Origin of the sequence: Pseudonocardia thermophila, from assembly GCF_900142365.1 — a bacterium.
GTDB classification, from domain to species: Bacteria; Actinomycetota; Actinomycetes; order Mycobacteriales; family Pseudonocardiaceae; genus Pseudonocardia; species Pseudonocardia thermophila.
Map to the genome: position 1 here is coordinate 15,236 of NZ_FRAP01000003.1, position 17,073 is coordinate 32,308.

Here is a 17,073-nt window from a genome sequence, read left to right on the forward strand (position 1 = left end):
TCAGACTCCGAAGACGATCAAGTGCGCGAACCCGGCGAAGACGCCCAGCGCCGCGCCGTGGAGGATGAGCAGCCACTCGTCCTCCTTGATCGCCGAGCGCAGCATCTCGGCGAAGTCGGACGGCGGCATCGAGCGGGTCTTCTCCGCCACCAGGTTACGGATGCGTTCGCTCTGCCTCGCGTTGAACTCCGCGTCGAGGAACGAGGCGCTGGCGACCGCGGCGGCCTCGCTGACCACCCGCTGCGCCATCGAGTCGTACGCCCGGGCGCCGATCGCCGCCCTCACCGGCACGCGGGCCATCCCGACAGCGCGGTCGACGAACGGCCGCATGAGGTTCTCGATCATCTTTCGGGTGCGGTCCCCGCGCGGGCCGTGGAACAGCTCGTACCCGATGTTGTTCAGCGAGACGATGCGCTCGGCGATGATCCCCGCCCACACGTCGGCGACCTGGCGCTGCCTCCGGAGGAAGAGCCCCTGCAGCGTGAACAGCCCCAGCTTCACCGGCCGCACCGGTTCGAAGATCACGGCGATGGCCAGCCAGTTCGTGGTGCAGCCGATGAGCGCGCCGCACAGCGGGACGACCCACCACCGCGGGTAGGCGAGGGTGAGCAGCAGCAGCGGGATGCCCAGCAGGAACCCGAACACGAAGCCCAGGTGGACGATCAGCTTCAGCTCCCGGCGGCCCATCTCCTGGAAGATCATGTTGGCGAGCGTCGGGTCCTGCTCCATGTGGCCGATGACCATCAGCTTGATGTCGAGGAGCTGGTCGATGTGCTCGCCGATCTCCCGGGTGAGGTCGTAGACTATCCGCGGCAACTGGGCCTCCACCCGCGCGTGGATCGCGGCGCGCACGCCGGCCGGCACGTTCGCCCACAGCACCGGGTAGTGGGTGCGCATCAGCCGGTCGACGATCGAGTCGATCTCCGCCCGCGACGTCGCGAGGATGTGCTCGGCGATCGCGTTCGGGTCGAGCTGCTCGTAGAACTCGGTGGGGGTGCCGAGCTTCGTCAGGCCCTTGTCGACGGCGATGCTGCCCATCTTCGCCGCGCGCGACGGGATGATCCCCTGCCAGCCGATCTTCCCCTGGGTGAGGCCGAGCGGCACCTCGAGCACCTTGCGCGGCAGGAGGTGGGAGAGCGTCTTCAGGCCCGGGACGCGGACGCCCTTGAACCGGATCGGGTAGAAGAGCATCCACACGCCGGTCCAGTTCGTGATCCACCCGATGACGCCGGTGAACAGCGGCACCGACAGGTGTCGGACCCAGCCCTCCGCCTGGACCAGAGGGAAGATCGCCGCCAACTCCATCCGAAGCCCCTTCGCCGCTGGCATCCTGGCATCCCTGATCAACGGCTTCGACATGCGCCGCGCGGATTCCGCCTGTTCGCGTCCCGGGGCGGCCTAGCATGGGCTGATGACGGCGACCCGGCAGGGGATCGAGGTGCTGGCGGCCCGGGACGTGCCGCTCGGTGGGGCCCGGGCGCTCACGGTGCACCGCACGTTGCCGCAGCGCGGGCGCACCCTCGTCGGGGCGTGGTGCTTCGCCGACGCCTACGGTCCGACGCCGGACGCCACGGCGATGGATCTACCGCCGCACCCGCACACCGGGCTGCAGACGGTGAGCTGGCTCTACGCGGGCGAGATCGAGCACCGCGACTCCACCGGGGCCAGGGCGCTGGTGCGGCCCGGGCAGGTCAACCTCATGACGGCGGGGCGCGGGATCGCGCACACCGAGACGTCCACGGCCGCGGCCGCCGCGCTGCACGGCGTGCAGCTGTGGGTGGCGCTGCCGGACGCGCACCGGTGGATCGCGCCGTTCTTCGAGCACGCCGAGCCGGAGGCGATCGCGCTCGGGCCGGCGACGCTGCGGGTGTTCGTCGGCGAGCTGGCCGGGCAGCGTGCCGCGGTGACGACGTTCTCTCCGCTGCTCGGGGCGCAGCTCGATGTGCCGGCCGGGGCGACGGTGCGGGTACCGGTCGATCCGGCGTTCGAGCACGGCTTCCTGGTCGACGCGGGGGCGGCGCGGGTGCAGGGCGTGCCCGTCCCGCCGTCGTCGCACGGGGTGGTGGGCACCGGAGCCCGCGAGCTGGTCGTCTCCGCGGACACCCCGGTGCGGGGGCTGCTCCTCGGCGGGGTGCCGCTCGGGGAGCAGATCGTGATGTGGTGGAACTTCGTGGGCCGCAGCCACGACGAGATCGAGCGGTTCCGCCGCGAGTGGCAGGCCGACGTGGTCGACGGCGGCGATCCGCACGGTCGCTTCGGCACCGTCGACCACCCGGCGCCGCCCCTACCCGCGCCGGAGCTGCCCCGGGTCCGACTGCGCCCGCGCAGCTGACGCGCAGGACGTGCAGATCCCGCGGAAGATCACCTGGGCCTCGTCGACCGAGCCCACGTCGCCCACCGGGCTCAGGCAGGGCTTGCCGTCGCCGGCGCACTCGACGTCGGTGACCCGGCCGCAGATCCGGCACACGAAGTGGTGGTGCCAGCGGCTGGCGAGCTCGTAGAGCATCCGGCCCGGGCCGGCGTCGGCCGTCATGACCAGGCCGGCTCCGACCAGCGCCTCCAGTACTCCGTACACGCTGGAGCGGGGCAGCGGATCCGGCCCTTCCGCGATGCGGGCCCGCACCTCCTCAGCGGAGCGGTGCGGGCCCAGATCGGCCAGTGCTTCCAGAACCGCGACCCGCGGGCGGGTGGCCCGCAGGCCGCGTGACCGCAGCGCCTCGGCCGGGCTCAGCCCTGCTGGGCGCTGAACATCCACAGCTGCTTCTCCAGGTCCGTCGCCACGCCGATCAGCATGTCCTGGCTGACCGGGTCCATGTCGGCGATGCGGACGATCCGCTCCCGCAGCCGGTCGGTGATCACCGTCAGCAGTGCGACGACGTGGTCGACGGCGGCCGCGTCGGTGATCCTGCCCTCGACGGCGTCGGGCAGCGGGCTGTTCTTCGCCACGGTCATGGCGCGCGCGTCCGGGGGGAACCCGATGGTGACGGCGCGCTCGGCGACGGTGTCGGCGGCCTCCCGCGCGATCGAGGTCAACTCGTCGAGGTGCAGGTGCACGTTGCGGAAGTGCCGGCCCTTGACGTTCCAGTGCAGCTGCTTGGCCTGCAGGTGGAGGTCGGTCAGCTCGACGAGGGTGTCCTGCAGGTCGGTGCCGACGGTGGCGGGAATGCTCGTTGTGGTCATCTCACGCTCCCCTTCTCTGGAATGACTCCAGATTATCACTCTGGACAGTGTCCGAAGAGGAGTCGCGGTGAGCTTCGCGTCACAGCCACCGATAGGGTGGGCGTCGACACAGTTCGGCGATCTTCGAAGGGGGAACCAGCCCGTGAGCGTCACCCTGGTCAAGGGCGGGAACGTCAGCCTGAGCAAGGAGGCTCCGGGTCTCACTCGGATCCTCGTGGGGCTCGGCTGGGACGTGCGCACCACCACGGGCGCCGACTACGACCTCGACGCGTCGGCGATCATGCTCGGCGAGAACGGCAAGGTGCTCTCCGACAGCCACTTCGTCTTCTTCAACAACCTCACCAGCCCGGACGGCACCGTCGAGCACACCGGCGACAACCTCACCGGTGAGGGCGAGGGCGACGACGAGGTCATCAAGGTCAACCTGGAGGCGATGGCGCCGAACGTGGCGAAGATCGTCTTCCCGGTCAGCATCTACGACGCCGATGCTCGCGGGCAGAACTTCGGCCAGGTGCAGAACGCCTACATCCGCATCGTGAACGAGGTCAACGGCGCCGAGATCGCCCGCTTCGACCTCACCGAGGACGCCTCCACCGAGACCGCGATGGTGTTCGGCGAGGTCTACCGGCACGGCGGCGACTGGAAGTTCCGCGCGGTCGGGCAGGGCTACGCCTCCGGGCTGGCGGGCATCGCGCGCGACTACGGGGTCAACGTCGCCTGAGCCCGACCGCAGACCGATCCGCGCCGCCGATGCCCTCGCGTCGGCGGCGCTCCTCGTCCTGGCGGCCGCCGTCGTCGCCACCGCGGTGCTGGGCGGGGTCTTCCTGTTGGCGTTCGGGCCGTGCGCACCGCCGCGCTGCTCCGCGGGTGCGGCGGTCGCCGCGGTGGTGACCGGGCTGGTGCTCGCCGCGGCCACGGGACTCGGCGGACTCGCGCTGACCGTGCGGCGGATCGTGCTGCGCCGGGCGGCGTGGCCGGCTGCGCTGCTGACGCTGGTCGTGTGCGTCGCGGTCGTCGTCGCGACCTGGGCGGGGCACCAGCTCGTCACCGGTGTTTGACGTGCGGGCCGGGCCGCGCGCGGCTACCGTTGCCGCGCATGACCGACCCGGACGAAGGCGACGACCTCGACCAGCTGGATCAGGACGCCCAGTTCGATCCCGCGGACACCCTGGTGGAGCGCGGCCGTGAGGGGGAGCGGTTCGACGTCCTCGACGAGGGCTGGTCGCCGCCCGAGCGTCCGTACGCGGTCGACGACTGGGGCACGACGGCGCGCGAGGAACGTGAGGGCGAGCCGATCGAGGAGCGCCTCGCCCGGGAACTGCCCGACGCGGCCGAGGAGGCGGGGGACCGCGACGTGGATCCCGAGACGGGGGAGCGGCTCGGCGACACCGGCGACACCGACGGTGAGCTGCTCGACGACGAGGTGGGAGAGGAGCGCTCCGGCCGGCTCGCGGCCACCGGTGGAGCCTTCGTCGACGACGAGGAGCTCTACGCCCGCGACGAAGGCATCTCCGGTGGTGCCGCCTCCGCGGAGGAGGCGGCTGTGCACACGGTCCGCGAGGATGCGGAGTAGCTGAGGATGCGGAGTAGCTGAGGATGCGGAGTAGGCACTGCAGCGAGCAGGTACTCCGGCGACAGCGTCGGCACCGCGGTCGAACCGCCCTGTTGATCATGTCGGCGTCGTCCTCGACGCGGGCTGCGGGGTGACCTCAGCGCCTCCTCGTCGTTGCGTTCTGTGACGACAACTGCACGAGGAGTGGGCATGGCACCCAATCCGACCGCGTCGGTGATCGACGCCATCGGCGGGCTGATCGGCACGATCGTGTGGCCGCTGGTCGTACTGGTGGCGTTCTTCGCGCTCCGCCGACCCCTGGAACGGCTGATCTCCGGGCGCCGGGACACCACGAGCCCGCCCGCCGGCATCACCGCGACGCTGACCACCGAGGCCGAGGCGGCCGTGGTCGCCGCGACCGTCGCCCGGGACGCGGGCACCACGCCCGACGAGGCCGCCCGGGTCGTGCGCGAGTCGCGCGCCGCCGCCGAGGAGGCCGCGAGCGTGGGCGGCATGCTGGGCCGCACGGTGCTGTGGGTCGACGAACGCCCCGACAACAGCCGCTACGAGCACGCGATGCTCGCTGCGCTGGGCATCTCGGTGGTCGTGCGCACCAGCGCCGACGAGGCGCTCGCGACGCTGGCGTCGCGGCCGTTCGACCTGATGGTCACCGACCTGCAGCTCGGCCCCGACCCGAACGCCGGCTTCGCGCTGCTGGAGGCGGCTCGCGCCGCCGGTCACCACCTGCCGTGCCTGTTCTACGTCCACCACGCCACGCCCGAGCGGGTGCAGGAGGCGACTCGACTCGGCGCCGTCGGACTGACCAACCAACCGACCGCGCTGCTGCGCACCGCCGCCAAGGTGCTCGCGCCCGTGCCCGCGGCCGGCTGATGCTCGCCGCGCGCCGCGGCCGCTGCGGTGGAACGATCACGGTATGACCCGTCCGATCCGCATCGGCCTGCAGCTCCAGCCGCAGCACGCCGATTACGCCGACATCCGGCGCACGGTCGCGGCGGCCGAGGAGGCCGGGACCGACATCGTCTTCAACTGGGACCACTTCTACCCGCTCTCCGGCGACCCCGACGGCAAGCACTTCGAGTGCTGGACGATGCTCGGCGCCTGGGCGGAGGCCACCAGCCGCGTCGAGATCGGGGCTCTGGTCACCTGCAACAGCTACCGCAACCCGGACCTGCTGGCCGACATGGCGCGCACCGTCGACCACATGTCCGGCGGGCGGCTGATCCTGGGCATCGGCGCCGGCTGGTTCCAGCGCGACTACGACGAGTACGGCTACGACTTCGGCACGCCCGGTTCGCGGCTGGCCGATCTCGCGCAGGCGCTGCCGCGCATCACGGCGCGGTGGGCCGAGCTCAACCCGCCCCCGACCCGCGACATTCCGATCCTCATCGGTGGCGGCGGGGAGAAGAAGACCCTGCGCTGCACCGCCGAGCACGCGAACATCTGGCACGCGTTCGGCGATCTCGAGACGTTCACGCGCAAGAGCGCGATCCTCGACCAGCACTGCGCCGACATGGGCCGCGACCCGGCCGAGATCGAGCGCTCGGTGGGTGTGCAGCGCTCGCCGGACGAGATCGGCGACGCGCTCGTCGAGGCGGGCGCGACGCTGTTCACCGTCGGCCAGGACGGCCCGGACTACGACCTGGGCCTGCTGAAGGAGTGGATCGCCTGGCGCGACGCCCGGCGGTGAGGAACGCGATCCGCTACCGGGCGAGCCCCGCCTCCGGGCCCCAGCGGGCCAGCAGGGCCGCCTCCACGATCGTCATCAGCTCGTAGAGCACGATCGACACGACGACCGCGAGGGCCACGATCGTCCACACGCCCCCGTAGTTTCCGGTGCCGTTGTAGTACGACAGCACCCCGCCCATGCCCTCGAAGCCGACGAGCCACTCGGCGAGCATCGCGCCGACGATCGCGCCGGGCACCGAGATCCGGGCGGAGGCGAGGAACTGCGGCAGCGCCGCCGGGATGCGCACCACCAGCAGCGCCCGCGCCGCCGAACCGCCGTTGACCCGCACGACGTCGATCGCCTGCTGCGGCGCGCCGGTGAGGCCGACGACGATGTTCACCAGCGCCGGGAACAGCACCACGATCCCGGCGATCACCGCGATCGACAGCGTGCCCTGCCCGAAGATCAGCAGCAGGAGCGGCGCCATCGCGACCAGCGGCACCGACCGCAGCGCGATCGCGATCGGCAGGAACGCGAACTCGAACGGCCGCCACGACACCATCCCGATCGCGATCACGGTGGCCGCCACCATGCCGGAGACGAACCCGATCGCGGCGTTGCCCAGTGTGGTGGCCAGCGCGGAGAACGACTCCGCCCGCGCCGCCTCCGCCGTGAGCGACGCCGGTCGCACCCCGCGCGGGGGCTGGTCGACGAACAGGTACTGCCACACGTCCCACGGCGACTTGCCGACGAACGTCGAGACCTGGAAGACGGCCAGCAGCGCCGTCCACAGCAGGGTGAGCACGACGATCGCGACGAGGATCGTCAGCACCGCCCGCCCGGCCCGGTGCAGCACGGCGGCGGCGACCGAAGCGGGTGCGACGGTGCGGACGGCGGCGTCGGTCTCGGGAGCCGTCGTGGTGGTGTCGGAGGTCGTCATGCCGCCCCCGTCGTCGCCGGGGAACCGGCCGCCCACGGTGTCACCAGCCGCGCGACCAGCCCGACCAGCAGGTACCACAGGCCGGACACGGCTGCGCTGACGAACGCCAGGTACCACAGCAGCGGTGCGTCGGCCTGGGCCTGCGCGGCGATCAGCGCCTTGCCGAGCGTGGAATCCCCGCCGCTACCCAGGTACTCAGCGAGGATCGCGCCCAGGAACGCGGCCGGGGCGGCGATCCGCAGCGCCGCGAACAGGCTCGGCAGCGCCGCGACCACCCGCACCTTGCGCAGCACCGTCCAGCCGGTGCCGCCGTAGGCGCGGACCACGTCGACGCTCGCCCGCGGCGCGGCCCGCAGCCCGACCAGGCAGCCGACGACTGTGGTGAAGAAGCAGCTCATCGCCGCGAGCACCACCGACGCGCCGGACGAGCCGCGGCCCGCGATGATGACGATCACCGGGCCGATCGCGACCAGCGGCACGCAGTAGGTGAGGATCGCGACCTGGTTGACCAGCGCGTCCAGCCGCGGCACCAGCAGCACGAGCACCGCCAGCGCGATCGCGGCGGCGGTGCCCCACGCGTAGCCCTGCGCCGCCGACACCACGGTCGCCGCCGTGTTGCGCAGGGTGCCCGCCCACAGCTCGCCGTCGAGGAACTCGCCGAACACCGACGGCGGGGTCGGTATGACCCCGCTGCCCTGGAACAGCACCAGCGACGCGATCCACCACAGTGCGAGCAGCACCGCGACGCCGGCGAGCCCGCCCAGCCGTGAGGTCATCCCGTCCCCGCTCCGCGTCCGAAGAGGATCTCCGAGATCCGGTCGACGTAGGCGTGGAACTCGGGCGTGCGCATCAGGTCAGGGGTGCGCGGGCGCGGCAGGTCGATCGGTACGACCTCGGCGATCCGGCCCGGCCGCGGGCTCATCACCGCCACGACGTCGGAGAGGAACACCGCCTCGGAGATGCCGTGCGTGACCAGCAGCGTGGTGGCCGGTCGCTCCGTCCAGATGCGCTGCAGCTCCACGTTCAGCCGCTGGCGGGTCATGTCGTCCAGCGCCCCGAACGGCTCGTCGAGCAGCATCACGGTGGGCTGCACGACCAGGCAGCGCGCGATCGCCACGCGCTGGCGCATACCGCCGGACAGCTGCGCGGGCTTCGCCTTCTCGAACCCGGTCAGCCCGACCAGCTCGATCAGCCCCTCGATCAGCCCCGGCTCGGGCGCGATGCCGGCGACCTCCAGCGGCAGCCGGATGTTGCCGGTCACCGTGCGCCACGGCAGCAGCGCGGCCTCCTGGAAGGCGATGCCGAGCTGGTGATCGCGCTGGATCTCCCGGGCCGGCCGGCCGTTGATCGTCACCGTGCCCGCGGTGGGTTCGTCCAGGCCGGCGAGGATGCGCAGCACGGTCGACTTGCCGCAGCCGGACGGCCCGATCAGCGACAGGAACGAGTTGCGCGCCGTGCCGAGATCGACCCCGGCGAGCGCGTCGACCCGGCGCCGACCCAGGACGTACTGCTTGGCGAGTCCCCGGATGTCGATCCCCGTCGCGGCGGTCGGCTCGGTCTGCGGGGACGCGGTGGCCGCGGCTCCCGTCACTGCGCAGCGGCCTTCAGCTCCGGGTTCTCGGCGTAGACCTCGTCGAGCAGCGACATGTCGAACAGCTCCTCCTTGGTGATCGTGATGCCGATCGCGCCCAGTGCGGCGATCCCGCGGTCCTGGAGCTCCTCGGTGATCGTGAACAGCCCGTTGGCGTCGGTGTCGGGGCTGCGGACCAGGTCGACCTGCGCCGTGGCCTGCTCGATCTCGCTGGCCAGGTCGAGGTTCTGGTCCTTGCCGTACACCTCCACCGCGAGCTTCGCCGCGCCCTCCGGGTCGCGCACGGCGTCGGTCCAGCCGCGGATCTCGGCCTTCAGGAACGCCTTGAGCATCTCGCGCTGCGTGTCGATCGTCTCCTGCAGCACGACGAACGTCTCGGACACGAACGGCAGCCCGTTGTCCGCGAACGGCAGTGTCACGGGCGTGAAGCCCTTGTGCTTCACCAGGAACGGCTCGTTGGTCAGGAACGACATGAAGCCGTCGACCTTCTTCTCGGTCAGCGGCGCGGGGTCGTACTGCACGACGACCTGGTTGACCGAGGCCGGGTCGATGCCGTTGGCGGCGAGCAGGCCGGCGAAGATCGACTGGTTGGTGCCGGCCTGGATGCCGAGCGTCTTGCCCACCAGGTCGCCGACGGTGCGGATCGGTGTGCCCTCCTCGATCGAGAGGATGCAGAACGGGTTCTTCTGGTACGTGGCGCCGATGATCGTGATCGGCGCACCCTGCTCGACGATGTAGCGCGCGGTGGCGTCGGGGGCGGACAGGCCGACGTGCACGTTCTTCTGGATGACCTGCGCCTCGGCGCTCGCCACCGGGCCGGCGACGAGGTCGACCGACGAGAAGCCGGCCTCCGTGAAGTAGCCCTTGGAGTCGGCGAAGTACTCGCCGGCGAACTCGAAGTTCTTGATCCACGACAGCTGGACGGCCAGCTCGCCGAACTGTCCGGCCGCGGCCGTCCCGGTGGCCCCTCCACTCGCGGGCGCACCGCCGCTCCCGCCACCGCAGGCGACGGCCGCCAGGCCGACGGCGCCGAGACCGGCGAAGCGGAGGACGTCGCGCCTGGTGAGGTGCGGCGTGCGGGGCAGCTGCATGGTCACGCTCCTGGGTTCGCGTTCGGGGTACGGCCACCGGAAAACTAGGAACGGCACGCTTCGCAGGGGTTTCCGCCGTGTAACCGAATCCAGCCCTCCGGTGGTGGGTGCGACGTCCACCCCATCGTGGGCTTGCGCCCGCAGCCCGCTGTGTGCGCTCTGTGATCGTCCGGTCATTCCTGGTTTACTTCGATCGGGGTGCGGGTGCGACTTCTCGGGGGAGCCAGATGCCTGCCGAATGGACTGCTGGTGCGGCCGATGCGGTACAGCGGTGGATCGACGCGTTCCCCACTCCGTTCCCGATCGCCCAGCGCTGGGCCTGCTTGGGGGAGGCCGGCCCGGCGGGCGGTCCCGGCTGGTTGGAGCTGCCCGACCCGGGTGTGGTCGCCGGCGAGTGGTGGCTCGCCGGGCCGGACGGGCCGGAGCGGCCCGGCGCGTACCTCGTCGACGAGGTGCGCCGGGACGAGCGCGGGCACCTGCTGCTGCGGGTGCCGGCCGGGCTCCCCGCGGACGCACGGAGCGTGTGGGCCGACATCACCCGCCCGGTCGATGCGCTGCACGCCGCGCTGCTGCGGACCGTCCCCGCTTCGCTGGCCACCGATCTCGTCCTGCAGCGGCTCGCCGGGCCGCCGGATCCCTCGATCCCGTACCCGGGCGGGTTGTCGATCGAGCAGGCCGAGGCCTACCGCGCCTGCCGCACACCCGGGCTGCGCCTGGTGTGGGGCCCGGCCGGGCCGCGCACCACGGCCGTCGTGGTGGGCGCGGCCGCCGATCTCGCGCGCGCCCGGCGCCGGGTGCTGCTGCTCGGGGCCACCGACGCGGTGGTGGACGCCGCCGTCGCCGCGCTCGTGACCGCGCTCGAACCGGAGCCGGGGCAGGTCGTGCGGGTAGGCCCGGCGCACCCGCCGGTGGCTGACGACGAGCGGGTGGCGCTCGATCTCCTCGCCGCCCGCGAGACCACTGTCGAGGATCGCCGCCGGGCCGTCGTCGGACACCAGCTCGCGACGTTCGCCGGGCAGGACCCCGAGATCACGCAGCTCACCGCCCAGCTCGCCGGCTACGACGACGACGCCTACCAGCGCGCCGCCCGGCGGGTCGCCGCCGAGCAGGAGCTCGCCGAGCTGGAGCCGCGCAGGCGGGCGGCCGCAGCCGTGGTGCGCACCGCCGCCACCCGGCACAACCTGGCGGTCTCGGCCCGGGCGGCGATCCTGCGGGAACGGGACGAGCTCGCCGACGCGCGCGCTGCGCTCGCTCGCATCGACGTGCTGGAGGAGGAGCTGCGCCGGCTCGAGCGCGAGCTGCGCCGGCGCCGCACGGAGCAGGCTGTGGCGCGGCACTGGGCCCGGCGGCGCGCCGACAACTGGTTGGACCGGGTGTGGCGCCGCCGCGAGGCCGAGGTGGCCGACCGCGACCTCGCGAAGGCCGAGCGGGAGACCGCCGAGCGGCGCAGCGCTGTGCAGTGGGAGCTGCTGCAGGCCCGATCGGTGGCGGGCACGGTGACCGCAGCCGATCTCGCGGCGATCGACGCCCGGCTCGTCGACGCCCACAACGAGGTCCTCGCCGCCGCCACGCAGCTCGTCCGCGCCGAGGCGTACGCGGAGGAGCTGGCCGCGCGGGCCGAGGCCGCCCGCCTGCGCGGTGCCCCCACCGACGCCGATCGCGAGCTGGTCGCCGCCGCCGAACGCGACGGACTACCGGCCCGGTACGAACGACTGCTGCGGCTGCGCCGGCGCCGGCCCAGCTCGGCCGCTGCGCTCGGCCGGCTCAGCGCCGAGCACCACGCGCTGGCCGTGCGGGCCGCGCAGCAGCGGGCCCGCGCCCGGGTGGAGATCATCGAACGGGCCGCGGTCCTCGCCACCACGGTGGCTGCGGCCGCCGCGCTGCCGCCCGGCCGCTTCGACGTCGTGCTCGTGGAGGGCGCCGCCGCCGTCCCACTCGCGGAGGTGCTTGCCGCCGTCGCGCGGGCCGGGAGCGCCGCGGTGCTGTTCGGCGACTTCCAGCGCCCCGGACCCCGGCTGCCCAGCGCGGTCCGGGCAGCCGCGCTGAGCGACCACGGCCTCGCCACGTGGGTGGCCGGCACGGCGTTCTCGTACTGCCGCATCGACAGCCCCGAGGCGGCGCTGGACACCGAGGGGTGCGTGGCGATGCTGCGGGAGTTCCGCGGCGGCAGCGGGTTCCCGCAGCCGCGGGGGTACCGGGCGCAGGAGCAGGTGGCCCGCTGAGGGCTGCCCGGATTCCTACGAACGGCACCTTCGTGAGCAGTGGTACTCACGAGAGTGCCGTTCGTAGAAGTCGGGCAGGCCCGCTGCCCCGGTCCGCCTCGCCGGGCAGACTGTGCGGCGTGCGTGATCCCGCCCTCCCCGATCTCGGGGGCACTGTGGTGCTGGTGACCGGCGCGTCCGGCGGCGTGGGCGCCGGGATCGCCCGTCGCTTCGCCGCCGCCGGAGCCGCAGTGGGCGTCGCGTACGGGACCGGGGCGGACCGGGCCGAGGCGCTCGTCGCCGAGCTCACCGCCGCCGGTGGGCGGGCCGTCGCGCTCGCGGGGGACGTGCGCGATCCCGGCGCCTGCGCCGCGCTCGTCGACGGCTGCCGGGAGCGGCTCGGCGGGCTCGAGCACGTCGTCGCGGCCGCGGGGATCCAGCCGGTCGCGGACCTGCCCGGGATGTCGGTCGCGGACTGGCGCGCGGTGCTCGACGCCGACGCGACCGGGACCTTCGCCACCCTGCAGGCCGCCGCGCCCGCGTTGCCCGACGGCGGCTCGATCACGCTCGTCGCGTCGATCGAGGGCAGCCGGCCGGAGCGCGGGCACGCCCACTACGCCGCCGCGAAGGCCGCGACCGTGATGCTCGCCCGGGCCGCCGCCGTCGAGTACGGAACGCGGATCCGGGTCAACAGCGTGTCGCCGGGCCTGGTCACGCGGCCGGGGATCGAGGAGCAGTGGCCGTCGGGGGTGGCGCGGTGGCGGGCCGCCGCACCGCTCGGCGAGCTGATCACCCCGCAGGCCGTCGGGGACGCCTGCGTGTTCCTCGCGTCCCCGATGGCACGCTGCATCAGCGGGCACGACCTGGTCGTCGACGCCGGGGTGTCGGCGGTGTCGGGGTGGGCGCGATGACCGCGCGCGAGATCGTCGAGCTGCTCGGCCTGGAACCGCTGCCCGAGGAGGGCGGTCTGTTCCGGCGCACCTACGCCGACGCCCACTCGTCGGCCATCTACTTCCTGCTCGAGTCCCCCGACTTCTCGGCGCTGCACGTGCTCACCGCCGCCGAGATCTACCACCACTACGCGGGCGCACCGCTGGCGATGCTCCTGCTGCACCCGGACGGATCGGTCGAGCGGCCCGTCCTCGGCCCGGACCTCGCCGCCGGCCAGCGCCCCCAGATCGTCGTGCCGGCCGGGACGTGGCAGGGCTCCCGGCCGGCGGGGGACTGGTCGCTGGTCGGCACCACCACGGCGCCGCCGTTCGAGTGGGAGATGTTCACGCTCGGGGAGCGGGCCGCGCTGCAGCGCCGCTACCCGCAGGCCGCGGCGGACATCGCCGCGCTCACCCGGGTCAGCCCGTGACCGAGTGGAGGGCGAACGGGACGCCGGTGGGGTCGGCGTAGGCGCCCATCCGCCCGAACGGCGTGGTGATGGCCGGCATGAGGGTCTCGCCGCCGAGCGCCGTGAGCCGTTCGGCGGCGGCGTCGACATCGGCCACCGAGAAGTACGTGAGCCAGTGCGACGGCGTGCCCTCCGGGGCGCCCGTCATGCCGCCGAGCCCGCCGACCGCGGCTCCGCCGGGTCCGAGGTGGACTGTGACGTAGTCCGTAGGGGCGCCCTCGACCGGTCGGTAGGTCCACCCGAACACCGCGGTGAAGAACGCCTTCGCCGCGGCGACGTCGGTGACCCGCACGTCGGTCCACGCGACGCCGCCGGGTTCGTCCGCGATCTCGAAGCCCACCATCTCGCGCGCCTGCCAGATGCCGAACGCCGCACCTGTCGGGTCCACGGCCACGGCCATCACGCCCACGCCGGGGATCTGCTCCGGTCCCACGACGACCGTGCCGCCGTGCTCGGTGACCCGTTCCGCGGTGGCCGCGGCGTCGTCGCTGGCGAGGTAGACGGTCCACGGCGCAGGGCCGGGCGCGCCCGGCTGGACCGGGGTGATCGCGGCGGCGGCGTGCCCGTCGTGCTGGCAGAGCGTGTAGTGGCCGAACTGCTCGCCGCTGTCGACGAACGTCCAGCCGATCACCGGGCCGTAGAAGGCGGTGGCCGCGGCGAGGTCGTCAACGGACGTGTCGACCCAGCAGGGTGTGCCAGCAGGCCACGGGGTGGTGCGGATGGTCACGGCGTCCTCCTCGGCGTCGGACGGGGCAGCGTCTCACCGACCCCCTGCGGAGCGCGTCGACCGTTCGGGCCTATCGTCGCCGCGTGTCCGAACCGGTCGGGAGGGTCGTCGGGACCGAGGACGCCACTCCGCTGGAGTGGAGCGTCGCTCTGGCGCCCGGCCAGTACCTGCAGCTCGACGACGTGGTGGTGGCCGAACGCGACGTACCCGGCTTCGGCCGGGTCCGTACGTCCGGCGTCGTCACCCAGGTGACCGCGCGGCACGAGGGCGCCACGTTCGGCTCCGATGTGTTCCTCATCGCCGACGGGGTGCTGCCCGCGCACGTCCAGGAGATCGCCGAGGTCACCACGACCCGCGTCGAACCGGAGTGCTATGTGCCGCCGATGCCGGGTGCGTTCGTGCACCGCGCCGCCGGTGATGAGCGCGCACAGGCGCTGTACTTCGACACGATGGACCGTAAGGTGCCCGTCGGGATGGGGCGCGACGGCGAGCCCGTCTACATCGACCTGGAGTTCCTCGACGGCACCCGCGGCGGGCACGTGTCGATCAGCGGAGTGTCCGGGGTCGCGACCAAGACCAGCTTCGCGCTCTTCCTGCTGTACGGGCTGTTCCGCAGCGGTGCGCTGGGGAAGCGGGCGGTGAACGCGAAGGCGCTGATCTTCAGCGTGAAGGGCGAGGACCTGCTCTTCCTCGATCAACCCAACGTCCACCTGGACGACGACCTGCGCGCCGCCTACGCCCGGCTGGGCCTGCCCGCCGAGCCGTTCGCGTCCGCGGGGTTCTTCGCGCCGCCGACGCCGGACGACCCGGTGGGCCGCCCGTACGTGTCGGGCCGCCCGAGCGGGGTGTCGGCGTTCTGGTGGACGCTCGCGGAGTTCTGCACCGGCGAGCTATTGCCGTACGTGTTCGCCGACGCCGAGGACGAGCGCAACCAGTACACGATGGTCGTCCACCAGGTCGCCGCCCGGCTGCGCCGCGAGGCCACGCCCGTCGGGGACGGCGCCGTGCAGCTCGGCGGGCGGATCCTGCGCACCTACGACGATCTCGTCGAGTTCGTCTCCGACCAGCTGCTCGACGAGGAGACCCGCCGCGACTGGGCGGGCCCGGTCACCGGCACCGGCACGGTGAACGCGTTCCTGCGCCGGCTGCGCTCGTCGGTCAAGCCGCTGCGCACCCTCGTGCGCGGGGATCTGCCCGACGTGCCCTCGCGGCGGGTCACGACGGAGGGCCGCCAGGTCACCGTCGTCGACCTGCACAACCTCCCCGAGCGCGCGCAGCGGTTCGTCGTCGGTGTGGTGCTGGCCGCGGAGACCGCGCGCAAGGAGGCCGCGGGCAGCGCGGGCCTGCTGTTCACGATGATCGACGAGCTGAACAAGTACGCCCCGCGGGAGGGTTCGAGCCCGATCAAGGAGGTGCTGCTCGACATCGCCGAGCGCGGCCGGTCGCTGGGCATCATCCTGATCGGGGCGCAGCAGACCGCGAGCGAGGTGGAGCGGCGGATCGTGTCGAACTCATCGGTGAAGGTGGTGGGGCGGCTCGACCCGGCGGAGGCCGGCCGGCCCGAGTACGGGTTCCTGCCGCCCGCGCAGCGGGCCCGCGCGGTGCTCGCCAAACCGGGGACGATGTTCGTCTCGCAGCCGCAGATCCCGGTGCCGCTGGCGGTCGAGTTCCCGTTCCCCGCGTGGGCGACGCGACTGTCGGAGACGTCCGGGGAGCTGCCACCCGCCACGACCGGCAGCACCAACGGTGCGGTACCCGCACCGGCGCCGTACACCAGGGACCCGTTCGCGCGGCTGCCCGTCGCGACGGACGACGACGACGCGCCGTTCTGACGCCCGCCGAGCCCGCAGCAGGTTCGACCACCCGCTGGCGGTGGGGCACGCGCTCACGGCGGTGGTGATCGACGCCCCGGGCTCCCGCAGGAATAGCGCAACGAACGGCCCTTTCGTCCACTCCAGGTGGACGAAAGGGCCGTTCGTAGCGGTCGGGGCCGGCGGCCGGTGCCCGACCCCCGCGGTCTCCACCCGGCCCGCATCGGGTTCGAGGTCCCCGGCGATCACCCGCACGAGCGTGGTCTTTCCCGCCCCGTTCGGCCCGGTGACGAGCACCCGCTCGCCGGGCTCGACGGAGGACTCGCGCACGGCGAGCCGCCCGTCGACGCGGACGCCGTGCAGCTGGGTCTCCGGCACCTCGCCACGGGTGCGGCCGGCGCGCAGGGTGGCGGTGAACCGCAACTGCTCCGGCGGCCGCGGGACCGGTTCGGCCTCCAGCCGGCGCACCCGCTCCTTCGCGTGCCCCACCCGCGCCGAGATCTGCTTCTCGACGCTGCGCTGGTGGCGGCCGTTGATGCGGTCGGTGTTGCCGCGCGGGCCCGCCTCGTAGCGCTGGGCGGCGACGCGGGCGAGCTGGCGCTGCGTGGCCAGCTCCTCCGTCCAGCGCGCGTACCGCTCCTCCCACTGCCGCCGCGCCGCGGCCTTCGCCGCGGGGTAACCGGCGTAGCCGCCGCCGTGGCGCTGCACGGTGCGCCGCTCTGCGTCGACCTCCCACAGGGCGGTCGCCACCCGCTCCAGGAACCACCGGTCGTGGGAGACGACGACGAGCGCACCGCGGTGGCCGCGCAGGTGCTCCTCCAGCCACTCCGGCGCACGCCGCGTCGCCCGGTTTCCCGGATGCGCCCCGTCGAGAACGAGGCTGTGGTGATCGAA

At 73.2% G+C, this 17,073-nt stretch carries 18 protein-coding genes and 1 pseudogene; 10 read left to right on the forward strand and 9 right to left on the reverse strand.

Annotated features, from left to right (window positions below):
* Entirely contained in the window at positions 1–1,305 is a 1,305-nt protein-coding gene (locus tag BUE41_RS04455) for a DUF445 domain-containing protein (protein WP_073455587.1), read from the reverse strand.
* A 106-nt stretch (positions 1,306–1,411) separates the two neighbouring features.
* Between BUE41_RS04455 and BUE41_RS04460 the strand changes: the two genes are divergently transcribed.
* Positions 1,412–2,332: a pirin family protein gene (locus tag BUE41_RS04460; protein WP_073455588.1), complete on the forward strand. Its 921-nt coding sequence runs from the start codon at positions 1,412–1,414 to the stop codon at positions 2,330–2,332.
* Here BUE41_RS04460 and BUE41_RS04465 read toward each other — a convergent pair.
* Entirely contained in the window at positions 2,285–2,755 is a 471-nt protein-coding gene (locus BUE41_RS04465) for a Fur family transcriptional regulator (RefSeq protein ID WP_084754410.1), read from the reverse strand. The two genes, BUE41_RS04460 and BUE41_RS04465, sit on opposite strands and share 48 nt — an antisense overlap.
* Positions 2,728–3,180 (reverse strand): Dps family protein, encoded by a 453-nt coding sequence (locus tag BUE41_RS04470; protein WP_073455589.1) that lies wholly within the window; start codon positions 3,178–3,180, stop codon positions 2,728–2,730. The genes BUE41_RS04465 and BUE41_RS04470 overlap by 28 nt, the downstream gene beginning before the upstream one ends.
* Positions 3,181–3,322: 142 nt before the next feature.
* On the opposite strand from BUE41_RS04470, the gene BUE41_RS04475 reads away from it, so the two are divergent.
* From BUE41_RS04475 to BUE41_RS04495, 5 genes are all read left to right on the forward strand, one after another.
* Positions 3,323–3,901 carry a TerD family protein gene (locus BUE41_RS04475; RefSeq protein ID WP_073455590.1) on the forward strand — a complete coding sequence of 193 codons (579 nt, stop codon included), beginning with the start codon at positions 3,323–3,325 and terminating at the stop codon, positions 3,899–3,901.
* A gap of 106 nt (positions 3,902–4,007) precedes the next feature.
* The gene (locus tag BUE41_RS04480) at positions 4,008–4,238 is read left to right on the forward strand and encodes a hypothetical protein (protein WP_143171971.1); all 231 of its coding nucleotides are present in this window, start codon (positions 4,008–4,010) and stop codon (positions 4,236–4,238) included.
* Positions 4,239–4,276: 38 nt separating this feature from the next.
* Entirely contained in the window at positions 4,277–4,753 is a 477-nt protein-coding gene (locus tag BUE41_RS04485; RefSeq protein ID WP_073455592.1) for a DUF5709 domain-containing protein, read from the forward strand.
* Positions 4,754–4,942: 189 nt separating this feature from the next.
* Positions 4,943–5,623 carry a response regulator gene (locus BUE41_RS04490; protein WP_073455593.1) on the forward strand — a complete coding sequence of 227 codons (681 nt, stop codon included), beginning with the start codon at positions 4,943–4,945 and terminating at the stop codon, positions 5,621–5,623.
* Between the two features lie 43 nt (positions 5,624–5,666).
* The gene (locus BUE41_RS04495) at positions 5,667–6,440 is read left to right on the forward strand and encodes an LLM class F420-dependent oxidoreductase (protein WP_073455594.1); all 774 of its coding nucleotides are present in this window, start codon (positions 5,667–5,669) and stop codon (positions 6,438–6,440) included.
* Between the two features lie 13 nt (positions 6,441–6,453).
* Here the strand turns inward: BUE41_RS04495 and BUE41_RS04500 are convergent, their stop codons facing one another.
* From BUE41_RS04500 to BUE41_RS04515, 4 genes are read right to left on the reverse strand one after another with little or no spacing between them, the layout of a single operon-like run.
* Positions 6,454–7,359 (reverse strand): ABC transporter permease, encoded by a 906-nt coding sequence (locus tag BUE41_RS04500; protein WP_073455909.1) that lies wholly within the window; start codon positions 7,357–7,359, stop codon positions 6,454–6,456.
* Complete coding sequence (locus tag BUE41_RS04505) at positions 7,356–8,135, reverse strand: ABC transporter permease (RefSeq protein ID WP_073455595.1); 780 nt, start codon at positions 8,133–8,135, stop codon at positions 7,356–7,358. Before BUE41_RS04505 ends, BUE41_RS04500 begins: the two co-directional genes overlap by 4 nt.
* Complete coding sequence (locus BUE41_RS04510) at positions 8,132–8,950, reverse strand: ABC transporter ATP-binding protein (protein ID WP_073455596.1); 819 nt, start codon at positions 8,948–8,950, stop codon at positions 8,132–8,134. The genes BUE41_RS04505 and BUE41_RS04510 overlap by 4 nt, the downstream gene beginning before the upstream one ends.
* Entirely contained in the window at positions 8,947–10,041 is a 1,095-nt protein-coding gene (locus BUE41_RS04515) for an ABC transporter substrate-binding protein (RefSeq protein WP_073455597.1), read from the reverse strand. Before BUE41_RS04515 ends, BUE41_RS04510 begins: the two co-directional genes overlap by 4 nt.
* Positions 10,042–10,268: 227 nt before the next feature.
* Between BUE41_RS04515 and BUE41_RS04520 the strand changes: the two genes are divergently transcribed.
* The 3 genes from BUE41_RS04520 (at position 10,269) to BUE41_RS04530 (ending at position 13,602) form a co-directional block, all read left to right on the forward strand.
* The gene (locus BUE41_RS04520) at positions 10,269–12,263 is read left to right on the forward strand and encodes an AAA domain-containing protein (RefSeq protein WP_143171972.1); all 1,995 of its coding nucleotides are present in this window, start codon (positions 10,269–10,271) and stop codon (positions 12,261–12,263) included.
* Between the two features lie 119 nt (positions 12,264–12,382).
* The gene (locus BUE41_RS04525; RefSeq protein WP_073455599.1) at positions 12,383–13,153 is read left to right on the forward strand and encodes an SDR family NAD(P)-dependent oxidoreductase; all 771 of its coding nucleotides are present in this window, start codon (positions 12,383–12,385) and stop codon (positions 13,151–13,153) included.
* Positions 13,150–13,602, forward strand: coding sequence for a cupin domain-containing protein (locus tag BUE41_RS04530; RefSeq protein WP_073455910.1), 453 nt, complete (start codon positions 13,150–13,152; stop codon positions 13,600–13,602). Before BUE41_RS04525 ends, BUE41_RS04530 begins: the two co-directional genes overlap by 4 nt.
* Here the strand turns inward: BUE41_RS04530 and BUE41_RS04535 are convergent.
* The gene (locus BUE41_RS04535) at positions 13,592–14,368 is read right to left on the reverse strand and encodes a VOC family protein (protein WP_073455600.1); all 777 of its coding nucleotides are present in this window, start codon (positions 14,366–14,368) and stop codon (positions 13,592–13,594) included. The genes BUE41_RS04530 and BUE41_RS04535 overlap by 11 nt on opposite strands.
* An 83-nt stretch (positions 14,369–14,451) precedes the next feature.
* Between BUE41_RS04535 and BUE41_RS04540 the strand changes: the two genes are divergently transcribed.
* Positions 14,452–16,200 (forward strand): ATP-binding protein, encoded by a 1,749-nt coding sequence (locus BUE41_RS04540; RefSeq protein WP_073455601.1) that lies wholly within the window; start codon positions 14,452–14,454, stop codon positions 16,198–16,200.
* A gap of 234 nt (positions 16,201–16,434) precedes the next feature.
* Here BUE41_RS04540 and BUE41_RS32820 read toward each other — a convergent pair.
* Positions 16,435–16,929: pseudogene (locus BUE41_RS32820) on the reverse strand (tylosin resistance protein TlrC); the annotation flags it as partial.
* Between the last annotated feature and the right edge of the window lie 144 nt (positions 16,930–17,073).